At 38.7% G+C, this 22,765-nt stretch carries 18 protein-coding genes and 2 tRNA genes; 5 read left to right on the top strand and 15 right to left on the bottom strand.

The features are described 5' to 3' along the window. Window positions 1-39 precede the first annotated feature (39 nt). The 10 genes from IKK64_07760 to IKK64_07805 form a co-directional block, all read right to left on the bottom strand. A complete protein-coding gene (locus tag IKK64_07760; GenBank protein ID MBR4119954.1) occupies window positions 40-327 on the bottom strand; it encodes a cell division protein ZapA in 288 nt (95 codons plus the stop codon). A gap of 12 nt (window positions 328-339) precedes the next feature. Beyond that, window positions 340-657: a DUF5320 domain-containing protein gene (locus tag IKK64_07765; protein ID MBR4119955.1), complete on the bottom strand. Its 318-nt coding sequence runs from the start codon at window positions 655-657 to the stop codon at window positions 340-342. 89 nt (window positions 658-746) lie between these two features. Further along, complete coding sequence (locus tag IKK64_07770; GenBank protein MBR4119956.1) at window positions 747-2,657, bottom strand: thioredoxin family protein; 1,911 nt, start codon at window positions 2,655-2,657, stop codon at window positions 747-749. A gap of 289 nt (window positions 2,658-2,946) precedes the next feature. Then, a complete protein-coding gene (locus IKK64_07775; GenBank protein ID MBR4119957.1) occupies window positions 2,947-4,458 on the bottom strand; it encodes a hypothetical protein in 1,512 nt (503 codons plus the stop codon). A 181-nt stretch (window positions 4,459-4,639) separates the two neighbouring features. Further along, complete coding sequence (gene nqrF / locus IKK64_07780) at window positions 4,640-5,884, bottom strand: NADH:ubiquinone reductase (Na(+)-transporting) subunit F (GenBank protein ID MBR4119958.1); 1,245 nt, start codon at window positions 5,882-5,884, stop codon at window positions 4,640-4,642. 26 nt (window positions 5,885-5,910) lie between these two features. After that, window positions 5,911-6,525: an NADH:ubiquinone reductase (Na(+)-transporting) subunit E gene (nqrE, locus tag IKK64_07785; GenBank protein ID MBR4119959.1), complete on the bottom strand. Its 615-nt coding sequence runs from the start codon at window positions 6,523-6,525 to the stop codon at window positions 5,911-5,913. Between the two features lie 22 nt (window positions 6,526-6,547). Further along, the gene (locus tag IKK64_07790) at window positions 6,548-7,171 is read right to left on the bottom strand and encodes an NADH:ubiquinone reductase (Na(+)-transporting) subunit D (protein ID MBR4119960.1); all 624 of its coding nucleotides are present in this window, start codon (window positions 7,169-7,171) and stop codon (window positions 6,548-6,550) included. 4 nt (window positions 7,172-7,175) lie between these two features. Then, the gene (gene nqrC, locus IKK64_07795) at window positions 7,176-7,889 is read right to left on the bottom strand and encodes an NADH:ubiquinone reductase (Na(+)-transporting) subunit C (protein MBR4119961.1); all 714 of its coding nucleotides are present in this window, start codon (window positions 7,887-7,889) and stop codon (window positions 7,176-7,178) included. After that, window positions 7,882-9,105, bottom strand: a complete 1,224-nt coding sequence (locus tag IKK64_07800) for an NADH:ubiquinone reductase (Na(+)-transporting) subunit B (protein ID MBR4119962.1) — start codon at window positions 9,103-9,105, stop codon at window positions 7,882-7,884. The genes nqrC and IKK64_07800 overlap by 8 nt, the downstream gene beginning before the upstream one ends. Window positions 9,106-9,129: 24 nt before the next feature. Beyond that, on the bottom strand, window positions 9,130-10,479 hold the full coding sequence (locus IKK64_07805; GenBank protein MBR4119963.1) for a Na(+)-translocating NADH-quinone reductase subunit A: 1,350 nt from the start codon (window positions 10,477-10,479) through the stop codon (window positions 9,130-9,132). A 387-nt stretch (window positions 10,480-10,866) separates the two neighbouring features. On the opposite strand from IKK64_07805, the gene folB reads away from it, so the two are divergent. Continuing rightward, window positions 10,867-11,220, top strand: a complete 354-nt coding sequence (folB, locus tag IKK64_07810; protein ID MBR4119964.1) for a dihydroneopterin aldolase — start codon at window positions 10,867-10,869, stop codon at window positions 11,218-11,220. 122 nt (window positions 11,221-11,342) lie between these two features. Beyond that, window positions 11,343-12,611: a DUF5103 domain-containing protein gene (locus IKK64_07815; GenBank protein MBR4119965.1), complete on the top strand. Its 1,269-nt coding sequence runs from the start codon at window positions 11,343-11,345 to the stop codon at window positions 12,609-12,611. Window positions 12,612-12,712: 101 nt separating this feature from the next. Here IKK64_07815 and IKK64_07820 read toward each other — a convergent pair whose 3' ends face one another. The 5 genes from IKK64_07820 to IKK64_07840 form a co-directional block, all read right to left on the bottom strand. After that, window positions 12,713-13,189 (bottom strand): C_GCAxxG_C_C family protein, encoded by a 477-nt coding sequence (locus IKK64_07820; GenBank protein ID MBR4119966.1) that lies wholly within the window; start codon window positions 13,187-13,189, stop codon window positions 12,713-12,715. Between the two features lie 3 nt (window positions 13,190-13,192). Further along, on the bottom strand, window positions 13,193-13,855 hold the full coding sequence (gene ung, locus IKK64_07825; protein ID MBR4119967.1) for a uracil-DNA glycosylase: 663 nt from the start codon (window positions 13,853-13,855) through the stop codon (window positions 13,193-13,195). Between the two features lie 165 nt (window positions 13,856-14,020). After that, window positions 14,021-14,094 (bottom strand) — tRNA-Arg (locus IKK64_07830). A 255-nt stretch (window positions 14,095-14,349) separates the two neighbouring features. Then, complete coding sequence (nifJ, locus tag IKK64_07835; protein MBR4119968.1) at window positions 14,350-17,895, bottom strand: pyruvate:ferredoxin (flavodoxin) oxidoreductase; 3,546 nt, start codon at window positions 17,893-17,895, stop codon at window positions 14,350-14,352. A gap of 76 nt (window positions 17,896-17,971) precedes the next feature. Next, window positions 17,972-19,147, bottom strand: a complete 1,176-nt coding sequence (locus tag IKK64_07840) for an ATP-binding protein (protein MBR4119969.1) — start codon at window positions 19,145-19,147, stop codon at window positions 17,972-17,974. 283 nt (window positions 19,148-19,430) lie between these two features. Here IKK64_07840 and IKK64_07845 point away from each other — a divergent pair, with 283 nt between their 5' ends. The 3 genes from IKK64_07845 (at window position 19,431) to IKK64_07855 (ending at window position 22,439) form a co-directional block, all read left to right on the top strand. Then, on the top strand, window positions 19,431-21,413 hold the full coding sequence (locus tag IKK64_07845) for a T9SS type A sorting domain-containing protein (protein MBR4119970.1): 1,983 nt from the start codon (window positions 19,431-19,433) through the stop codon (window positions 21,411-21,413). 63 nt (window positions 21,414-21,476) lie between these two features. Beyond that, window positions 21,477-22,283: an MBL fold metallo-hydrolase gene (locus tag IKK64_07850; GenBank protein ID MBR4119971.1), complete on the top strand. Its 807-nt coding sequence runs from the start codon at window positions 21,477-21,479 to the stop codon at window positions 22,281-22,283. An 83-nt stretch (window positions 22,284-22,366) separates the two neighbouring features. Next, window positions 22,367-22,439, top strand: a tRNA-Lys gene (locus tag IKK64_07855). Window positions 22,440-22,765: the final 326 nt, after the last annotated feature.

Genomic DNA, 22,765 nt, shown 5'->3' on the forward strand with positions numbered 1-22,765 from the left:
ATGGCGTAGTGCGGTATATATTTATATTTTACGTTTCGTTTATTCTTGTGAAGGCAATATTGCCTCTATATCTTCACATATATCTGTTATAGCCTTCATCTCTTGAGTATGTGACTCTTTTAAGAACTGAAGGTGTAGCGACATATAAAAGGCCGCTTGTGCTAATATATCCGACTCTGCCATATCGGGAGAACGGCGAGTATATTCCTCTATCTTTTTTGAGAGTTGTTCAGCCGCTCTACGATACATCTCCTCGTTTTTTCGAGGGACGCTCATTGAGAATCGTTTTCCTGCAACAGTTATTGTTATACGTAATTTATCTTCCATAGCATCTAAGAACTATTGATTAAGTAATGAGATGCATTTGTCTATTTCCCGCACTAACCTACTTACCCTTAATCTGGCACTCTTAATGTCGCCCTCTTCGGCAACAAATCCTCGAGCTGTGATTAGTCTTTGTTGTTTGGCTTTTATGTCGTTTAGTTGTGCCTTTGACTCTGCCAACTCTCTTTTTAGTGCCTCAACTTCACCTCTTAAAGATTCCAATTCTGTTTCAGCAGCAGTCTTGTCTTCAACGACTTGAAGGTAACTCTCCTTTAATAGACTTACACTATTTTGCAATCGTTTTATAATATTAGTCTCTCTACCTTCTGACATAATTTTCCGAATAACTACACAAATATAGTGTATTAATCGTAACTTCCAAAATTTAAAACTATATTTTTAACTTACGATTTTTATTATTGTTATTTATCTATACCTTTTTTTAAGAATTTAATAAAATTATCTACATCCTCGTTATAACCGTATGGCGAGGCAAGAGGTTTTCCTTTTGGAGATATAAGCAAATAATAGGGTTGAGCATTAGCTCCAAATTTATATCGTTGCAAATAGCTCCACTTATCGCCGTATGTTTTTAAGGTCACTTTTTTCCCATACTCCTCAATCTCAATAGGTGTTGAAAGTGGAGTTTTGTCATCAACATGTAAGGTTACCACTACATACTCTTTTTCTAATATATCATTTACTTTATCATCTGCCAATACTGCCGCCTCCATTTTACGACAATTTACGCATCCGTATCCTGTAAAATCAACAAACATAGGTTTGTTTTGTTCTTTTGCGTATGCCTTTGCTTGGTCATAATCATCAAATTGCACACCCGTATTATGAGGCAAAACATTGAATGTTTGGGTACTCATAGGTGGTGCAAATGCCGATATTGCCTTTAATGGTGCTCCCCATAATCCGGGTATCATATATATTGCAAATGCCAATGGAATTATAGCAAGAAACAGACGCGTAACCGAAAGATATTTAGGTTTACTATCATGTTTAAATTGAATCGCACCCAACAGATACAAACCTAACAGGAAGAATATTACTATCCAAAGAGTCAGGAATGTTTCGCGAGGCAGAATGTTCCAACCGTACGCCAAATCGGCAACCGACAAGAATTTCAGAGCTAATGCCAACTCAATAAACGCCAATACCACCTTTACATTATTCAGCCAACCGCCCGACCTTGGCAACGACTTTATGATTGTTGGGAATATGGCAAACAGCACAAAGGGTATTGCTAAGGCTATTGCAAATCCTAACATTCCAAGTAGAGGACTTAATGTAATTCCCGATGATGCCGCCTCTACAAGCAGAGTACCAATTATTGGTCCTGTGCATGAGAATGACACCAATGCAAGAGTAAATGCCATCAGCAGAATACTCACAAAACCTGTTGTTGCATCGGCTTTTGCATCAAGTTTTGTAGTCCACGATGCCGGCAGCGTTAATTCAAATGCTCCAAAGAACGATGCCGCAAACACAACAAGCAACAGAAAGAAGAATATATTAAACCATGCGTTTGTTGAGAGATCGTTCAATGCACTTGCTCCAAATATGGTTGTTATTAGCAAGCCTAACAACAAATATATTATAACTATGGCAAAACCATACATTACTGCACTCTTTATTGCCTTTTTGCGATTACCGCTATGCTTTAAAAAGAAACTCACAGTCATAGGAATCATAGGCCATACGCATGGGGTTAGAAGTGCTAATAGTCCGCCAATAAATCCTGCTATAAAGATATAGAGTAACGACCTGTCCTCTTGCTCTTCGCTCTCCATCTCTCTTAGTTCATCTACGACAGGAGTCCACGAGAAAGAAGATGTAACAGATACGGGAGATGTGACACTCTCAACTACCCCTCCTTGCAATGATGTAAAATCAAACTCTTCAGTAGTTGGCGTCAGACATGTTAGATTGTTGCAACCCATATATCTTATTGCTCCCTCAATTTTATAGTCAGGCGACAATATTTTTAATCGTTGCACAAATGTTACCTCTTTCTCAAAAAAGTTGAGTACCATTGAGAAGAGTTCAACATACTCTTCTTCGCTCTTTTTGTTAGATGCTAACTCTCCCGATAGTTCAACCCCTTCGAGGGTTGTATATGTTACCTCTGTTGCTAATGGACCACCATCTGGTAACTGGTTTGAATAGAGATGCCACCCCTCCTCTATTGTTGCTTTAAAATGGAGTTCTAAAGTACTCTCATCAACCTTTTGCTCTGTTATATTCCACTTTACCGGTTCTAATATTTGTGCCGACAGAGGCAATGTTATGAGCAAAAAAAGTAAAATTATCTTTGTCTTCATAAGTATCTTGTTTTATTGTTTTTTGCGAAGATAATAATTTTACCATTATTTTGTTAATTGATTTGTATATTTTAACAAATAATAGTTTTTTAGCTGTTAAATCAATTATATACATTAGAGCAATTAAACTAATTAGCGTTGTTAATATTAACAGTATAAAACAACAGCAAGTTGCTCATTTGAACAACCTGCCGTATATTTGAATATTACTTTATATCAGCCATCCCGAAGGGGCAACGAAGTTGACAACCGAATACTAATAAATGAGATTAAACGTGGTATTTAATTTTTACTCACACACCGCACGAACAGGTTGTCCATAATATCGTTTAAGAGAGCCCACATAAGTCGTGTTAGATTGAAAGCCATTATAGTAAGCATAGCAACTATTTGTTACACTTAGATTACTTGAGAAATAAGCCCCCTCTTCCTCCAATACAATTCTATTGATATAGTAAAAGCCTGTGACCGGAAGGAATATAGAGTTTCCGTTTATTTTACTTTTTACTTGAAATCCTTTTACTCCATTTTTATTTGACCAATACCACAAACACTCTGTTTGCAATTCATCAAGTTCGGCTTTTGTGGGTGTCCGCCAACCTTTTCCCCAATTTACTCTTGCTGCATCATCAGATAGCTCAAGAGTGGTCTTGTTATCTACTGTACCATATTTTGAATCAGTACAATATTTTGTCAATAATCCTTCTTCTCCATTACCAAACTTATAGTTACTCCATTCGTATGTTGTTTTGGTTACGGTTTCACCCCACGCAAAGTAATCGCCAGACTCTTCTGGAGTGGTTGCTCCTACATTGCAGGTTGCCCATTTTACACTTAAACCCAAATCTACATATTCATATCCGTTTAATAGGCCATTCTTTTTAAAGTTTGCTTTATATTGGGTTGGCACCATTGCTGTTACGGTATAGGGATTTTCTTTTGAAACCTCTTTATCATTAACAGTCCAATTAACAAAGTGATATCCATCATCGGGTATGGCTGTAAGTGTTATCTCTGCTCCAAACACTGCATTATCATCTGACACAGTTGCTTTTCCGCCCTCTGTTGAGGTTACCGATATTTGAGCACTTGTGGCATCAGGATTTGACTCCCCACATACTGCTCGTATTGATTGTCCGCATCGGCGAACACCTTCATTCATTTTTGTTTGTGCTGATTGTAGATAAACGTATGATGCCATACGGCTATTGGTGGCAACGAGTTTGTTTGACCAATAGTTTCCAGAGACTCCTGCTTCAAGCAGATTTTCATTTGAAGAGTATCCTGCAGCAGGTAAAAAGATTGAGTTCCCGTTTATCTTACTTGTTACCTTATATCCGTTTACTCCGTTTTTAGTTGTCCACTCCCATGTACATTTTACCCTTAACTCTTCTAACTCTGTTTCAGTGGGTATTCGCCAGTCTCCTCCCCAACTTGCTCGTGCTGCATCATCTGATAGTTCAATGCTCTCTTTATTATCTACCTGACCATATTCTGAACTTAAACAGTATTTGGTCATTACCTCACTCGTACCATTACACCATTTATAGTTACTCCATTCGTAAGTTGCTTTGCTTAAGGTCTCGCCCCATGCAAAGTAATCTCCGTAACCTTCAGGCTTGGTTGCTCCTATGTTACAAGTTGCCCATTTTACACTCAATCCTAAATCAACATATTCGTGTCCGTTATATGGATTTTCGGGTGCCAAACCTGAGTCATCTTCGTTATTATTACAACCTGTTATTATTGGCAAGGTAAACAACAGAGCCAACGCTACCAAAATAGATTTTAAATATTTCATTTTTCTGATATTTTATAGAACAGATGCTAAATTCTACAAATATTTAAAAAATATCAAAAAAATAGCGTAAATATATTTTACGCTATTAATATAGAGAATGTCAGGATAAAAGAGATTATAAAAAAATGAGGATTTAAGATTTTAACTCCTAATTCCTCATTTCTAATTTCTAATTAAAGATTTATCCTCCAAAGTCGTCGAACATCAACATTTCACGAGGTACTCCTAAATCCCAAAGCATCTTCTTAACTGCATTAGCCATAGGACCGGGACCACACATGTAATACTCAATGTCTTCTGGAGCATCGTGTGTCTTAAGATAGTTGTCATAGATTACTTGATGAATAAATCCTGTGTAACCTGTCCAATTATCCTCTGGTTGCGGATCAGACAATGCTATATGGAATGAGAAGTTGGGGAATTCACGCTCTATTGCACGAAAATCCTCTTCGTAGAATATCTCACGGCGTGAACGCGCTCCATACCAATATGATATTTTACGATCAGTTGTTTTTAGAGTATGGAATAGGTGTAATAGGTGTGAACGTAGTGGTGCCATACCTGCTCCACCACCAATGTATAACATCTCACGTTTAGTATCCAAGATATGGAAATCTCCGTAAGGACCTGATACTGTAACTTTATCGCCCGGTTTACGAGAGAAGATGTATGATGAACAGATACCCGGATTGATTCCCGCAGCCCATGTTCCAGTTGCACGATCAAATGGAGGTGTTGCTATACGAATATTCAACATAACAATATTACCTTCGGCTGGGTGGTTGGCCATTGAGTACGCACGGTATGTCTCTTCAGTATTCTTAGAAACAAGTCCCCACATTTTGAACTTATCCCACTCATCACGGAATTTTTCATCTATATCCATATCGGCAAATTTAGCCTCATATTTAGGTACATCAATTTGTATGTAACTTCCTGATTTGAAATCGAGAGTTTCACCTTCGGGTAGTTTAACAACAAACTCTTTGATGAATGATGCCACGTTGTTGTTTGATACAACCTCGCACTCCCACTTCTTGATACCGAGTACCTCTTGAGGTATTTTAACCTCCATATCGTTTTTAACTTTAACCTGACAAGCCAAACGATAGTTCTCTTTTATCTGTTTGCGGTTAAAGAAACCAACTTCGGTTGGAAGTATTTCGCCTCCACCCTCTTCAACTTGGCACTTACACATACCGCAGTTTCCTTGTCCTCCACATGCCGATGGCAAAAAGATTTTATCCTCTGCCATTACATTAAGCAAACTTGAACCTGCTGAAGTTACTACTTTTCTCTCGGAATTTATATTTACTGTAACATCTCCTGATTGCACCAACTTTGCTTTTGCAACCAATAAGATTGCAACTAACAAAAGGATGATTATCAAGAATATTATAACTGCTGAAAAAATTGTCAACTGCATATATATAATATTTTATTTGTTCGTTATTAAAGTTTTATTCCCAAGAAACTCATAAATGCTATACCCATCAAACCTGTTACGATGAAAGTAATACCTATTCCGCGAAGTGGTGCTGGGATATTTGAGTATGATAATTTCTCGCGTATTGCCGCAATTCCTACTATTGCCAACAACCATCCTATTCCTGAACCTAATCCAAATACTGTGGCCTCACCTGCAGATGCAAACTCTCTTTGTTGCATAAACAAAGAGCCTCCTAATATTGCACAGTTTACGGCTATTAGTGGCAAGAATATTCCAAGTTGATTATATAACGATGGTGAATATTTCTCAATTATCATTTCAAGTAATTGCACCATTGATGCTACTACTGCTATGAACAGTATCAACGATAAGAAACTTAAATTGACTTGAGCATACTCTTCACCCAACCATTGCAATGCTCCTGCTTTTAGGATATAGTTCTCAAGCAAATAGTTTACTGGCAAGGTAATAGTAAGCACAAAAGTTACTGCAATACCTAATCCCATTGATGTTTTCACATTCTTTGATACTGCCAAATATGAACACATTCCCAAGAAGTAGGCAAATACCATATTGTCTATAAAGATAGACTTAATAAAGAGATTTAGTGTTTCCATTTTTTTCTAATCTTTATAGTTATTATTTTTCTTGTAAATCTTTATTCATTGAACGATGTGCCCAGATTATACATCCTGCAACTATCAATGCCATAGGAGGCAAAATCATCAAACCATTGTTTGCATACCCAATCTCATATACACAATCGGGTATTACTTGATAACCGAATAGTGTTCCTGAGCCTAACAACTCACGGAAGAAGGCTATTATTATCAATACCAAACCGTAACCAAGTCCGTTTCCAACGCCGTCCAAGAACGATTCCCATGGACCATTACCCATTGCAAATGCCTCAAGGCGTCCCATAATAATACAGTTTGTAATGATTAAGCCGATAAATACTGACAACTGTTTGCTTACATCGTAAACAAACGCTTTTAATACTTGATCAACAATGATTACCAATGCTGCTACTACAACCAATTGCACTATGATACGAATACTGTTAGGTATTGTATTACGCAACAACGATATTATAACATTGGCAAAAGCCAATACTGCTGTTACCGATATAGCCATTACAAATGCAGGTTCTAATTTAGCGGTTACTGCAAGTGCCGAACATATACCAAGTACCTGTATTAACACAGGGTTATTTTTTGATAGAGGACCTAATAATGCCTCTTTTGTCTTTTTTGATAACATACTCTTATTCTCCCTGATTATTTGTTAATGATTTGAAGAATGTCTCATAAGGTGCAAACGAGTTTCCAATCATTGCCGATACTCCTTGACTTGTGATTGTTCCACCTGTAATTGCATCTACATAGTCTGCTCCGTTCATAGGTTTTTGACCAACCTTCTCAACTTTTATCGATTTAAACTCTCCGTCTTTGAAAAAGTTTTTACCTATAAATTGGTTACAGAATGCAGGTTTATCAATCTCAGCACCTAATCCCGGTGTCTCTCCTTGATGTGCAAAGTATGCTCCATATACAGTGCTTCCGTTTTCATCCAATGAGATATATCCCCATATTGGCCCCCACAATCCTGCACCATACATTGGAATAATGTATTTTGTTGCATTACCATCAACTTGCGCTACAAATACGGGTAATTTACGTTCAGCATCGGGCAGTTTTACTTGCGCTGCTACATTTATATTAAATGCTTCGCCCTCTACCTTATCTCCGTTTGAGTTTAAAACAAACGATGATGTAATATATTTTTTATATTCTGCCTGAACATTATTGGCTGTTGTTTCTACTCCAATTGACGAGAGGATTTGCTTCATCTTATCAACTTGAATATTCTCCTCTTGTTTTGGGGCAAGACTCATTGCAACAAAGGCCAACACTGCTGCAACCACTATTACCATTACAGAGGCATATATAACTGTATATACGTTTGATTGCTTATTCATTTGTAGCTCCTCCTTTCTTTGCTCGTTTTAAACGGCGTTTAACATTGCTCTCAACAACAAAGTAGTCAATTAGTGGCGCAAATACGTTCATCAATAGTACTGCCAACATTGCACCTTCGGGGTAACCATTGTTGTATAGACGAATAATGATTGTTATTGCACCAATTAAGAATCCGTAGATATATTTTCCAACATTTGTTCTTGCTCCTGTTACAGGGTCGGTTGCCATAAATACTGCAGCAAAGGCAAAGCCTCCCAAACAGATGTGATCAAATGGTGTTAGGAACGAACCTGGATATGTTGGAGATGCAAATGCATTTGCCAATAATGCCATTGAAATTCCTCCAACAAATACTGACAACATAATTCTCCAACTTGCTATTCCAGTGAACAACAATATTGCGGCACCAATTAGAATTGCAAGTGTTGAAGTCTCTCCAATTGAACCGGGTATTAATCCTAAGAACATATCCCATGTTGAAATAGGCTCTCCTACTGTTGTTGTCAAGGTTATATTTTCAGACGTTTGAGTTGCCAATTGACCAAGAGGTGTTGCTCCTGAGAATCCCTCAACTACGTTTCCTGCTCCCATTCCAAATGTATCAGAGGTGCGAACAAATACGCTATCTCCCGACATTTTTGAAGGGTATGCAAAGAACAAGAATGCACGTGTTATAAGTGCAACGTTAAAGATATTCATACCTGTTCCTCCGAATATCTCTTTTGCGAATATTACAGCAAACGCTGTTGCTACTGCAATCATCCACAATGGGGTATCTACTGGAACAATCATTGGTATCAGCATTCCAGACACCAAGAATCCCTCTTGTATCTCGTGTCCACGAATTTGAGCCGAGATAAACTCTATTCCCAATCCTACTACATACGATACCACAATTTTAGGCAAAACTGCCAAGAATCCATACAAGAAGATTGTAAGGAAACTTGTTGACGCTAACTCTCCTATTGCCAAATAGTGTTGGTATCCAACATTATACATACCAAACAATAGCGCTGGTATTAAAGCAAGAATAACAACTGTCATTGTTCTCTTGCTATCGATTGAGTCGTGAATATGCACTCCTGATTTTGATGTTGTGTTTGGTACAAACAGGAATGTCTCAAACCCTTCGAACACTGAGCGAAGTTTTGCATATTTTCCGCCCGGCTCGAAATTTGGTTTAATCTTGTCGATATATTTTCTTAATTTCTCCATACTCTGTGCAAATAATTTTCCTTATTAGTTCATCTCTTTCATTAGAGCATCCAATCCGTTACGAATTATTTGTTGCAATGGGAGTTTTGAAGTATCAACAAACTCACATAGAGCAAAATCTTCGGGAGCAACCTCGTAGATTCCAAGATTCTCCATCTTATCTATATCGAATGCTATTACTGCTTTTACCAAGAACTCGGGCAGTATATCCATTGGGAATACACTATCATACTCGCCCGACATTATTATTCCACGCTCTCCACCGCGAAGACGTGCATCAATGTTATACTTTTTGCTCTTTCCAAACAACCATGAACCAAATGTACGGCTTACGCTGAATTTTCCGCATCCCGGTGTTGCCCATCCAACAAACTCGTTGCAATCATCTCCCTCAGGGATAATGGTTACTTGTGATGAGTATGCACGTAAATAATTTGATGCAGAAACTTTTGTTCCTGTAAGTACGTTTCCTGAAATTATACGTTGGTTGTGGTCTGCTTTCTTGACGTTACCAGTGATTACTGACGCTATTGATGCTCCCATTATAGTTTTAACATATTTAGGAGCCTCAACCTCTGAACCAGCAAGGGTAATAATGCGAGTAAAATCGAGTTTGCCTGTTGTGAACAGACGTCCAATCAAAAGCAAATCAAATGCAGAGATTGTCCAAACTACCTCGCCTTTGCTTACTGGTGCAATGTTTGCAATTTGTACTCCAACGTTTCCTGCCGGGTGAGCGCCTTGGAACTTCACTACCTCGCATCCATTAAGTTTTAGTTGACTTGTTGCATTTACACCAACATATACCTTTCCGTTTGTTAGTTTTGAAAGCACATCAACTCCTGCTTGCAGAACAGCCTCCTCACCTTTTGCAACAAATTCAAACTCGGGTGCTAATGGAGCCGAATCGAATGCTGTTACAAATATATCGCGAGGTGCTATCTCGGGATTTGCAATTACATCGTAAGGACGTTGTTTGATAAATGCGAAGAGTCCGCTTTGCAATAGAGTTGCTTTAATTACTTGTGCATCCATTTTCTTTGCATCAAGTTTCTCAAACTCTACACTCTCAAACTTACCATCTGATTTTACTACTATTTCTAACACTTTACGACGCTCGCCACGATTTACTGCCTCAACTGTTCCACTAACAGGCGATACAAAGTTAACCTCAGGGCGATTTTTGTCGCACATAAGTGGTGTTCCCGCCTTTACTGCGTCACCACTCTTTACCAATATTTTTGGAACTACTCCATGAAAGTCGTCAGGGACAACTGCATACATTTCGGCTTTAGGTGCCTCTTGTATGATTTTCTCTGCCTCTCCAACCAATGGGATATCCAATCCTCTTTTTATTTTTACTAAATCTGCCATTTTCTACAACGGATTTTTTACCAAGTGCAAAGGTACAACTTTTTGTTATATTATATATAATAATTAAAGAAAAAAATCTTTAATCTTGTAATTAATTGATTTTCGCTCATTTGCGATTTACAAACAAGGGTTTATTTGCTCATTTTATTTAGAATGTGCAAAATCGGTTTTCTATCAAAAGGAGGGTTTGATATATCATTATGATAATTTATTAGTCGTTTTATGTACATTTTGACATCTATAAGAGCAAAGAGGGGAGCTCTATCTTAAACCTTTAACTCTTTTGTTTATCAAAAAGATAAAATATATACCTTAATATATATATAGAATAGTTGACAGTTTGGATTTATTTACTAAATTTGTGAGAGTGATTGATAATTACTGACTATGGAGAGTTATATAGAACTTAAAGAGATTAAGATTCACGCTTACCACGGTGTTGATAAGCAAGAGAGAAGAGTTGGCAACGACTACATTGTAAGAGTTAAAGTTAAATTTGATATATCGAAAGCTGCCGAAAGCGACTCGGTTAGCGACACCATAAACTATGCCGACATTTACGACGTTGTTAAGTGCGAAATGAGTACACCATCAAACTTATTGGAGTGTGTTGTGTATAGAATAATGAACGCTATTAAAGCAAACTTCCCCTTAACAGAGGGCGGAGAGGTTGAAATAGTAAAAGTTAAACCACCAATCCCGGGCGATATTATTGGTGCTTCGGTTATGGTAAAATGGTAAGGGAATTGTTAGTTGTTAGTTAACAAGCATTCGCTTGTTGAACTTGCTCTCGCTCAACAATACTCAAACAAGTTTGGTAATGTATTCGCTTACTCGCAACTTTGTTAGTTTAATAAAAAGTAATGAGATATTTATATATAATATTTAGTTTTTGGATTGTTTGTAACATTGCAGTTGCTCAAAACAAACCATACAGAACTGCAAGTTTAGACAGCAGGGTTCACTCTCTTAAAGTTGAATCGGGCAACGGGTTTATGTACCCTACCGTTATACGCCTTAACTCTGATGATTTTATAAACATTTCGTTTGATTTGTTTGAGGATGAACATCAGGATTTGAGTTACAGTATTGTTCACTGTAATGCAAACTGGCAACCCTCTATGCTATCAACCATTGAGTATATCGATGGTTTTGATATTCAAGAGGTTTATGATTGGGATTTATCATTTAACACTTTTCAAAACTATGTAAACTACAACATTACCCTTCCAAACGATGATATTCAGTTTAAGGTATCTGGCAATTATGCCGTTGTGGTATATCCACAAAACCAAAGGGAACGACCTATTCTTTATGCCTGTTTTATGGTAAGCGAAGAGGCTGTCAAGGTAAACTGCTCGGCAAGTTCAAGAACAGATAAAGGGTTTGCCGATAACTTCCAACAGGTATCGTTCAGGATTGACCGAAGCGACTACAATATTGTAAACCCTGTTAACGACTTAAAAATATATGTTATGCAGAACAATCGCCTCGACAATATGGCATTTGTTCAATCACCTCAATATTTTAATAAAGATGAGATTGTTTATGAGCATAACAAAGATTTGATTTTTGATGCAGGAAATGAGTATCGCCGTTTTGAGATGGTCAGCACCGAATATAAGGGTATGGGAGTTGATGTGCTTACCCATTACGATCCCTACTATCACGCCATATTAGAGCGTGACTATCCGAGAGAGAGCCGGGTTTACTCTTACGATGAGACTCAGCACGGACGTTACGTTATTCGCGAAACAGATTTTGAAGAGGATAGTCATATTCAGGCAGACTATTTTGTTGTACACTTCACACTTGATGCAAGCGAGATGCTACTCCCTGAAGGTGACATTTATATTGACGGAGAGTTAAGCGAATATCGTTTTAGCGACAACAACCGCATGCTACGCAATCCTCAAACAGGGATGTTTGAGAAATTTATGCTCTTAAAACAGGGAGCATATAACTACCAATACCTATTCGTACCCAAAGGAGAAAGCATTGGTAAAGCATCTGTTATTGAAGGCAACAAGTATGAGACTCAAAATGAGTATAGAGTAAATGTTTACCATCGTGTTCCTGGCGAACGTTACGACCGCTTAATTGGAACAGGAAGATGTCTTTCAGACAGATAAGTTGTTAGTTGTCAACTACGTTGCCCCTACGTGGTAGTTGTTAGTTATTAGATTACATAAAGGAGAAAATAGCAAAGTACCTACAAATAGAAACCGAGAAATTATTCTCGGTTCTTGTTTATTCTCTCCCCTACTACTCTTGCGGCTATTGCTACATACTCGGCACAGGGGCGGCGTTTGTAATATTCGGCAGTGCGTTCCGATGGCACATGTGTCTCTTTTACATCGGGGGTTAGCCCCAAGAGTTCACGACATATTATTGAACCATTCTCTTTTTTAAACTGCTCTGCAAGTTCTTGTACTACTGCGTAGTTTTGTGTTTTGGCTTCTCTGTCTTTGGGATTTTCTGCTGAGAACTCCTGCCCTGCCACAAGGAATGCTCCACTTACGGCTCCGCACACCTCACGCAGTCTGCCCATTCCGCCACCAAGAGGAGCAGCAAGTCGTGCAGCAAAATCTTTATCTATATTATATACGTCGGCATACGCCATAAATACTGATTGCGAACAGTTATACCCGCTTTTAAATAGGTTACGTGCTAACTCTGCTCTTGCCTCTAAGTCTATTTTTTCTTTCATAATCTACCAATTTATAGGTTCTATTCCGTTGTTTTTTAGATATGTGTTGGCTTTACTAAAGTGCTTATTACCAAAAAATCCGCGATGTGCCGACAGTGGCGAGGGATGCACCGATGTTAATACCAAGTGTCGTTTGCGGTCAATGTATTTTCCTTTTTGCTGTGCATACGAGCCCCAAAGAATAAATACCAAGTTATCTCGCTCGGTTGCCAACTTGTTTATCACTGCATCGGTAAACTCTTCCCACCCTTTGTTTTGGTGCGAGCCTGCCTGTTGCGCTCTTACGGTTAAGGTGGCATTCAATAACAACACTCCTTGCTCTGCCCATCGTTGCAGATTTCCGCTTTGTGGTTGAGGTATGCCTAAGTCTCCCTCTATCTCTTTAAAGATATTGCGTAGTGATGGAGGAAACATTACTCCATCGTTTACCGAGAAACACAACCCATGAGCTTGCCCCGGCTCATGATATGGATCTTGCCCCAAAATTACCACCTTTACCTTATCAAAAGGGCACGAGTCAAAGGCATTGAATATCAACTTTGCTGGGGGATATATGGTATTTGTGGCATACTCGTTACGCACAAAGTTGGTCAATATCTCAAAGTAAGGCTTATCAAACTCTTCTTGCAAGCGTTGTTGCCAACTCTCTTCTATTTTTACATTCATAATTACTTTAGTTGTTAGTTGATTATCAGACCAATTAGTCTTATTAGTCTAATTGGACTAATTAGTTAGTTTCTCCTCCTTCAAACTACGCTCTTGCGGACGTGACAGACATTTTATGGTAACTACTATCTACTCACTACTAATTACTATCTATTTTTTATAATGTGACCTCGAAGGGATTCAAACCCTTGACCTTCAGAACCGGAATCTGACGCTCTATTCAGCTAAGCTACGAGGCCTCTTTCTCAATTAGAAATGAGAGTGGCTAACGCCACAATTAGGAATTAGGAATTATCTTATATAATAAATATATTCTTATTCTCTAACAGATGCGAATTTACGCATTTATTATAGTTTTGCAAAATTTTGGGTACGATTAAAATAGTAGGAGGTTGCTCTACCAAACAACCTCCCACATTGATTATTATGTTTTATTCAGCTAACAACTACCCCGTAGGGGCGGCGAAGCCGAAAACTAAAAACTAACAACTCTTTTACTCTGCATCAACGCCCCATTGTTGTTTCGACAAGCGTTTGTAGTTGTTGTAACGCCATGTTGCGTTTGCTTGTGCTGCCTCAAACAACTCTGCTGCTTGGTCGGGGAATTGTTTCCACAATGATGCGAAACGTACTTCGCCTTTTAAGAAGTCTTGGAATTTATCCCATTGTGGCTCTTTGCTATCCAAAGAGAATGGGTTTTTGCCCTCTTCTTCTAATTGTGGGTTGTAACGCCACAAGTGCCAGTATCCACATTCAACTGCGGCTGCTTGCTCTGCTTGTGCTGTTCCCATTCCTTTCTTAATTCCGTGGTTGATACATGGTGCGTAAGCAATGATGATTGATGGTCCATCGTATGCCTCTGCCTCGCGAATTGCTTTTAGTGCTTGTGCTTGGTCGGCTCCCATTGCTATTTGTGCGCAATATACATATCCGTATGTTGATGCTATCAATCCAAGGTCTTTTTTACGGATGCGTTTTCCTGCGGCAGCAAATTTTGCTATCGCTCCAACTGGTGTTGATTTTGATGCTTGACCTCCTGTGTTTGAGTAAACCTCTGTATCAAGTACCAAGATATTTACATTCTTACCAGATGCTAATACATGGTCTAATCCTCCAAAGCCAATATCGTATGATGCTCCGTCACCTCCAATAATCCATTGTGATTTCTTGATGATAAATTTGCACAATGGCTCTATCTCTTTACAACATGGACAAGCATCAACATTTGCTTTTACAAGTGGAGTGATTTGTGCCTCTAACTCTACTGTCTTATCGGCATTCTCTTTATTCTCAACCCACTCAGCAAATAGTGCTTTAAGTTCTGCTGGACATTTATCGCAATCTTGTGCTTTTGTCATCAACTCTGCCAAACGTACACGCATCTTATCTACTGCTATGAACATTCCTAATCCGAACTCACAGAAGTCCTCGAATAGAGAGTTTGCCCATGCTGGTCCACGTCCGTTTTTAGCAGTTGTATATGGAGTTGAAGGAATTGAGCCTGAATAGATTGATGAACATCCTGTTGCATTTGCTACCATTTGACGTTCACCAAATAGTTGTGTGATTAGTTTTACGTATGGAGTTTCACCACAACCTGAACATGCTCCTGAGAACTCAAACAATGGTGTTGCAAATTGTGAGTTCTTAACGTTTGCTTTAACATCAACAAGTGCTTGTTTTGATGATACGTTCTCTACGCAGTAATCCCAGTTCTCTGCCTCTGCCAATTGAGTTTGCAATGGTTTCATTGCAAGTGCTTTTCCGTTTTTGTTTCCAGGACATACGTCAACACAGTTTGAACATCCTAAGCAGTCCATTACATCTACTTGCATACGGAATGTCATTCCCTCGAATGATTTTCCTACTGCTTTGATTGTTTTGAACTCTTTTCCTGCTTGCTCATCGGCTGTTAATACGAATGGACGTATTGAAGCGTGAGGACAAACGTATGCACATTTGTTACATTGGATACAGTTTTCCGCTGTCCACTCAGGAACAAATGCTGATACTCCGCGTTTTTCGTATTTTGCTGTTCCTGCTGGCCATGTTCCATCCTCTAATCCAACAAATGTTGATACTGGTAGATCATCTCCTAATTGTGCATTGATTGGTGCTACTACTTTTTGGAAGAACTCTGGAGCTTTGCTTTCTGCTTTTACATCATCAGCAAGTGTTGCCCATGCAGGATCTACTGCTACTTTTACATACTCACCTCCGCGATCTACCGCTGCGTAGTTTTTATTAACAACATCTTCTCCTTTTTTACCGTATGATTTAACAATGAATTTTTTCATTTGCTCAATTGCCAAATCTACTGGGATTACCTCAGTTATACGGAAGAATGCTGATTGCAAGATTGTATTGGTACGATTACCCAAACCTATCTCTTGTGCAATTTTTGTTGCATTGATTGTATATAGAGTGATGTTCTTTTGTGCTAATGTACGTTTTACGTTTGCTGGCATATTTGCTACCAACTCCTCTTCGTTCCAGATAGTATTCAATAGGAATGTTCCGTTTTGACGGATTCCACGCAATACATCGTACATCTTCAAGTATGCTTGTACGTGACATGCTACAAAACTTGGAGTGTTTACCAAATATGTTGAACGGATTGGTTTGTCTCCGAAACGTAGGTGAGAACAAGTAAATCCTCCTGACTTTTTAGAGTCGTATGAGAAGTATGCTTGACAATATTTGTCGGTGTTCTCTCCAATGATTTTTACTGAGTTTTTGTTTGCTCCTACTGTTCCGTCTGCTCCTAATCCAAAGAATTTTCCTTCAAATGCGTCAGCATCGCCCATTGCTATCTCCTCGCCAACTGGTAGTGATGTGTAGTTTACATCATCGTTTATACCTATTGTGAATTGGTTTTTAGGCATTGGTAATGCTAAGTTCTCATATACTGCAAGGATTTGTGCAGGAGTAGTGTCTTTTGATGATAATCCATAACGTCCACCTACGATAACGGGAGCGTTCTCTTTTCCATAGAAACAATCTTTTACGTCAAGATATAGAGGCTCTCCTGTTGCTCCCGGCTCTTTAGTGCGGTCTAATACTGCAATACGTTTTGCTGTTGCCGGAACTGCTGCAATAAAGTCTTTTGCTGAGAATGGACGATATAGGTGTACTGTTACCAAACCTACCTTCTCGCCTTTTGCTGTTAGGTAATCAATTGCCTCACGTGCAGCCTCTGTTACTGATCCCATTGCTATGATTACGCGATCAGCATCTTCTGCTCCGTAATATGTGAATAGATCGTAGTTGCGTCCTGTGATTTTTGAAATCTCTTTCATATATCCGCGTACTATCTCAGGTACTGCCTCATAGTAACGGTTACATGATTCGCGGTGTTGGAAGAATGTCTCAGGGTTCTCTGCCATACCACGCATTACAGGAGATTCTGGATTTAATGCTCTTTCGCGGAACTCTGCAAGTGCCTCTTTGTCTAACAATGGTACCAAATCAGACTCCTCAATCATCTCAATTTTTTGAATCTCGTGTGATGTACGGAATCCGTCAAAGAAGTTTACAAATGGTACGCGTGATTTGATTGTTGCCAAGTGTGCTACTCCTGATAGGTCCATAACCTCTTGAACTGAACCCTCAGCCAACATTGCAAATCCTGTTTGGCGACATGCCATAACGTCTTGGTGATCACCAAAGATTGATAGTGCGTGTGATGCCAATGTACGAGCAGATACGTGGAATACACAAGGCAACAATTCTCCTGCTATTTTGTACATATTAGGTATCATCAACAACAATCCTTGCGATGCAGTATAGGTTGTAGTTAAGGCTCCTGCTTGTAGTGAACCATGAAGGGTTCCTGCTGCACCTCCCTCTGATTGCATCTCTTGAACTGATACTACTTCGCCGAAGATATTTTTACGTCCTGCGGCTGCCCACTCATCAACATACTCTGCCATTGGAGATGATGGGGTGATGGGGTAAATTGCAGCAACCTCGCTAAACATATAAGATATGTGCGCTGCTGCTTGGTTTCCATCACATGTCAACATTTTCTTTTGTTTCATGTTCGTTTAAATTATTTAGTATTAGTAATTTATATAGTCTTTTTACTATAATATAAGTTTCTTGTTCTCTCATTTATTAATAGAGAAGTCCAAACATCCACAAAGGTACAACATTTTCTCGACCTATCATTATATTATCCTCTGCATAAATGATGTTTGACTCTTTTTTTCTGTATTTTATTGTTCCTACCTTAAAAGAATACTCTCCGTCTATTACAAAATGCACTCCTTTCTCGCCTTTTGTTACGGTATGGTCTTTAAACAATGCGTTACAGAAGAATGTTTCTGCCAACGATTGCAAACTGAGATTCTCTTCTCCCACTACCTGCATCAAATTTGGGTTGTGCATATATACCTTTGCCGGTTTCTTGGGGAACGACTCTCCCTCTTCGTACAGCACATTTATCAACCTTGCATCCGATAGGTATTTAATATAGTTTACAACAGTTGCTCTTGAGGTTGATATTGCCTGACTTAACTTACTCACATTGGGAGTGCACGGTGCATCTTTTACCAACATATATAGCAGTTTGCGTATTTTGGTTAGATATGCAGGCTCTATCTGCTTAATAAGCAAAATATCTACCTCCATCATCATATTCATAGTCTTGAGCAAATTCTCTGAGAAGTTACGCTTCTCCAAGAAGAATGGATAGAATCCATGTTGCAAATAGGCGTCAAAATATTCAAAAGGATTTATCTTTCGAGTTATCTCCTCGGCAATCTGCTGATGGTTCTTAAGCAATTCATCAAGCGTTAATGCTTTTATATTGGCATTTGTAAACAGATTAAGATACTCTCTAAAAGAGAATCCTCTGAGGTTATATGAGTGTACAACATCGGCAAGATAGGGGTTATCCTCTTTCAACCTCATTACCGATGAGCCTGTGAACACTATATTTAATTGAGGTATATTATCGTAGCAATATCTTAACTCCTGACTCCAGTTGGGATACTTAAATACTTGGTCAATCAACAACGTTTTACCCCCTTGTGCTGCAAACTCTTGAGCAAATTGAGCTAATGTTTTATCGGTAAAGCAGAGGTGATTAAGGTTTATATAGAGACACTCTCGGGATGTACCAAACTTCTCTTTGGCATATTTTAAGAGGAACGTTGTTTTTCCTACACCACGACTTCCTTTAATTCCTATAAGGCGATGACTCCAATCGATTTCATGCATAAGCTCTCGCTCGACGGGCGAATTTACATGCTCGACAAGATACTCATGCGTTTTATAAAACAGTTCCATTGGCAACATAGTCCTCTCTTTCGCTACTTTCCTGCAATTCTAAATTACAAATTTAGCACAAAGTTTTTATTTTGCAATGTAGAGTTTACATTTTTAACACTAAAAAATTTATTTTTAAATATAAATTTAATTCTCCTATTTGTTAAATCAACCTCAAGAGACATTATATTGCATACTGACAACCAACAGTTTAGACAAACTACAAGAGTTAAAGTTTCTATATTTTTAGGTAGTCTGTAATATTTTGAGTATCTTTGCACCCGAAATTTTAAATATAGATCTTATGAAAAAATTATTACTCAATTTTTCGCTTATTATAGCGTTTTTGTTCACAACGAATTTAATTTTTGCCCAATACCAACTTACAAACTCTGGTTTTGAGAATTGGGAGGGTGTAAGCCAAAAGAAACCTGGATTGTTTGGAGGAACAATATCGGGTGATGAGCCTACTCAATGGAACTCATTTGTTACTGCTCAAGTTAAGAGCTCAACATTCGCAAGTGCTATTGCAGATAAATGTGAACCCTCAACTGATGTTCGTCCAGGAACAGCAGGAAGTAAATCTGCAAAAATATGGTCAACTTCAGTTTTAGGAGTTGTTGCCAATGGTAACCTTACTACTGGTAGAATTTACGGAGGTAGTTTGTCTGCTACTGATGCAAGTGGAAACTACAACTTCTCAGATCCTTCATCTGATGCAGCATACAAACACTCATTTGCAGGTAAACCCGACTCTATTGTTACTTGGTTAAAGTTTGTGCCAAAAAACACATCGCAAATGGCACGTGTAAGTGCTATTATTCACGAGAACTCTCGTTATCAAGACCCAGAAGCAACAACTTATACCAATATAGTTGCAAAAGCACAACACAACTTCTATGCAACTTCTGACAAAGGATGGCAAAGAATTTCTGTTCCTTTCACTTATGAGGGCAACAAAACTCCTGCATACATCCTTGTTTCATACACAACAAATGCAACCCCGGGAGAAGGTAATGAAAACGATGCGTTGTATGTTGATGATGCTGAGATGATTTACAACTCAAAAGCAAACTCAGTTAGTTTCAATGGTGTAAACTTTTCAGGATTCAACAAGAATACATATATATATTATGACGTTGAGATGCCTAACGGTACAATGCCTACTAACGTAACTGCTACTGTTGATGGTGTTTCTGCCACTTATACTACAAGTATTGATGCAGCAAACTATCGTGCTACTGTTGTTGTTAAGGGTGGTGACATTAGCGTTAACTCAGGAAACTACCACACATATACAATCAACTTTGCCGTACCTAAAGTTACAGTTAATGTTGCATCAGCAAACATCACTATGGGTCGTGCATACATAGGTACAGTTGGTACTACTTCTGCAACAATCACTCAAGGCACTTCAACTACTGTTACTGCTGTTGCCAATAGCGGATATATGTTCAAGAATTGGACTAATAATGGTACTGTTGTAAGTACTAACGCTACATACACTGTTACTGCTAACGAGAATACAAACTTAGTTGCTAACTTCGTTAAAGTTTACACAGTAACAGTAAGTACAAATAATAGTGCATACGGAAAAGCATATATTAAAACAGAAGGACAAACTTCAGTTGCTGTTGAAGAGGGTTCTTCAATAACACTTACTGCTGTCCCTAACGAGGGTTACAAATTCTCAGCATGGAAAAAAGGAAGAACAAATGTAAGCACTGAGGCTGTTTACACAATAGAAAGCGTAACTGCAGATATTACTTACACTGCAAACTTTGCAGCAAAAACAAACAGTGACCTTGCATTTGAGATAACTGATGTTGAGTATAGCGATATTGACAATGGAACATTCACCAACACTGCTTCTTCAACTAACTCAGAGGGTACTATCACATACGCAATTACAAGCGGCGAAGAGTTTGCTACAATTGACGCAACAACTGGTGTTGTTACATTCTTGAATGTTGGTTCAATAACTGTTACTGCAACTCAAGAGGCTTGGGGCGATTACTTAGAGACAAGCGTAAGTTACTCATTAGATATTACTCCTACAGGCATTGAGGAGAGTACAATGGATGAGGTAACAATCTTCGCTAAGAGCGGTGCTATTGTTATCAACTGCAACGAGACTGCTAATGTTGAAATATTCAATATGGGTGGTACATTGATTAACTCTACTGTTTGCTACGGAAATGAATTGATAGACATTAACAACGGTATTTACATTGTTAAGGTTACTATCGGCAACAACAGCAAAGTTGAGAGAGTTATTGTTAAGTAATTGATTAACTTATAACATATTTTGGGAACGGCAGCATTTTGTTGCCGTTCTTTTTTAAAGGAAATGGGCATTAAATTTTTAAGTCTTTCAAGTGGAAGTAGCGGTAACTGCTACTATATTGGTACAGATGAAGAGGGTTTTCTGATTGACGCCGGTATTAGTGCCAGAAGGATAAAGAAATCTCTTGCAGAACATGGCATTGATATGGCAATGATTAAGGGCGTTTGTATATCGCACGACCACGCCGACCATATTGCCGCCGCTGGGTATTTGGGAGAACGTATGGGAAAACCTATCTATGTAACCAAAACCGCCTTAGAGGGGATGAACAGAAACTGGAGAATGACCGAGAAGATTTATACTGCTCATAGATTTATTTTTAAAGAGATTAGTTTCAACCTTGCGGGATTTGAGATTACTCCTTTTGAGGTTCCTCACGACGGGCACGACAATGTAGGATTCTTGGTTAAGAGAGATTCTTGGTGTATGGCATTTGCCACCGATCTTGGAAGAATTACTCCCACTGTTAAACGTTTTATTACACAAGCAAAACATTTGGTTATTGAATCGAACTACGATGCCGAGATGTTACGCAATGGAAAATACTCATACTTTCTTAAACGTAGAATTTTAGGCGAAAACGGACACCTTTGCAACAATGTTTGTGCTAACTTTTTAGCAGATAGTTTTACTGAATGCAACTGGAAAAATATTTTCCTTTGCCACTTAAGTAACGAGAACAATACTCCAGAACTTGCTTTAAGAACTACTACCGATGCTCTTTTAAGTGCTGGTATCAAAGTTGGCGAAGAGGTTGATGTTCACACTCTTAAACGAGATAAAGCTTCGGAATTATTTATTTTAGATTAAGAAGTTATAAATTTTTATTGATTTTTGTTTGCGAGTTACGAGCAATCTTGTTACCTTTGCACCCGCAAACAGATGATTAAGTTGACTCCGTAGCTCAGTTGGTAGAGCAAATGACTCTTAATCATTGGGCCGAGGGTTCGAGTCCCTCCGGGGTCACTTACAGAGCAACCAAATGGTTGCTCTTTTTTTGTAGTCGGGACTCTCTCAGAAAAGTTAACTCACTAACAGATAGCGGTCGAAAGGCTTCGCACTTTCTCCGTTAGTTCGTTGATTTTTGTTACACAAAAATTCGAGTCCTATCTCCGGGGTCACTTATAGAGCAACCAAATGGTTGCTCTTTTTTTGTTGTCGGGACTCTCCCCCGTCGCACAGAGCACTGTGCTCCCCACCCTGTGGCACGGATTGACATTTAGTCAATCCTATTTGCGTTGCAAATGCCTTGCGTGCCTCCGGGGTCACTATAAGACTGCACGTGTGCAGTC

The organism is Bacteroidales bacterium, assembly GCA_017521245.1.
Taxonomy (GTDB): Bacteria; Bacteroidota; Bacteroidia; order Bacteroidales; family G3-4614; genus Caccoplasma_A.

Excerpts from the sequence above, each read along its gene's own strand:
- IKK64_07760 (MBR4119954.1), bottom strand. The coding sequence starts at position 327 with ATGGAAGATAAATTACGTATAACAATAACTGTTGCAGGAAAACGATTC.
- IKK64_07765 (MBR4119955.1), bottom strand. The coding sequence starts at position 657 with ATGTCAGAAGGTAGAGAGACTAATATTATAAAACGATTGCAAAATAGT.
- IKK64_07770 (MBR4119956.1), bottom strand. The coding sequence starts at position 2,657 with ATGAAGACAAAGATAATTTTACTTTTTTTGCTCATAACATTGCCTCTG.
- IKK64_07775 (MBR4119957.1), bottom strand. The coding sequence starts at position 4,458 with ATGAAATATTTAAAATCTATTTTGGTAGCGTTGGCTCTGTTGTTTACC.
- nqrF (MBR4119958.1), bottom strand. The coding sequence starts at position 5,884 with ATGCAGTTGACAATTTTTTCAGCAGTTATAATATTCTTGATAATCATC.
- nqrE (MBR4119959.1), bottom strand. The coding sequence starts at position 6,525 with ATGGAAACACTAAATCTCTTTATTAAGTCTATCTTTATAGACAATATG.
- IKK64_07790 (MBR4119960.1), bottom strand. The coding sequence starts at position 7,171 with ATGTTATCAAAAAAGACAAAAGAGGCATTATTAGGTCCTCTATCAAAA.
- nqrC (MBR4119961.1), bottom strand. The coding sequence starts at position 7,889 with ATGAATAAGCAATCAAACGTATATACAGTTATATATGCCTCTGTAATG.
- IKK64_07800 (MBR4119962.1), bottom strand. The coding sequence starts at position 9,105 with ATGGAGAAATTAAGAAAATATATCGACAAGATTAAACCAAATTTCGAG.
- IKK64_07805 (MBR4119963.1), bottom strand. The coding sequence starts at position 10,479 with ATGGCAGATTTAGTAAAAATAAAAAGAGGATTGGATATCCCATTGGTT.
- folB (MBR4119964.1), top strand. The coding sequence starts at position 10,867 with ATGGAGAGTTATATAGAACTTAAAGAGATTAAGATTCACGCTTACCAC.
- IKK64_07815 (MBR4119965.1), top strand. The coding sequence starts at position 11,343 with ATGAGATATTTATATATAATATTTAGTTTTTGGATTGTTTGTAACATT.
- IKK64_07820 (MBR4119966.1), bottom strand. The coding sequence starts at position 13,189 with ATGAAAGAAAAAATAGACTTAGAGGCAAGAGCAGAGTTAGCACGTAAC.
- ung (MBR4119967.1), bottom strand. The coding sequence starts at position 13,855 with ATGAATGTAAAAATAGAAGAGAGTTGGCAACAACGCTTGCAAGAAGAG.
- nifJ (MBR4119968.1), bottom strand. The coding sequence starts at position 17,895 with ATGAAACAAAAGAAAATGTTGACATGTGATGGAAACCAAGCAGCAGCG.
- IKK64_07840 (MBR4119969.1), bottom strand. The coding sequence starts at position 19,147 with ATGGAACTGTTTTATAAAACGCATGAGTATCTTGTCGAGCATGTAAAT.
- IKK64_07845 (MBR4119970.1), top strand. The coding sequence starts at position 19,431 with ATGAAAAAATTATTACTCAATTTTTCGCTTATTATAGCGTTTTTGTTC.
- IKK64_07850 (MBR4119971.1), top strand. The coding sequence starts at position 21,477 with ATGGGCATTAAATTTTTAAGTCTTTCAAGTGGAAGTAGCGGTAACTGC.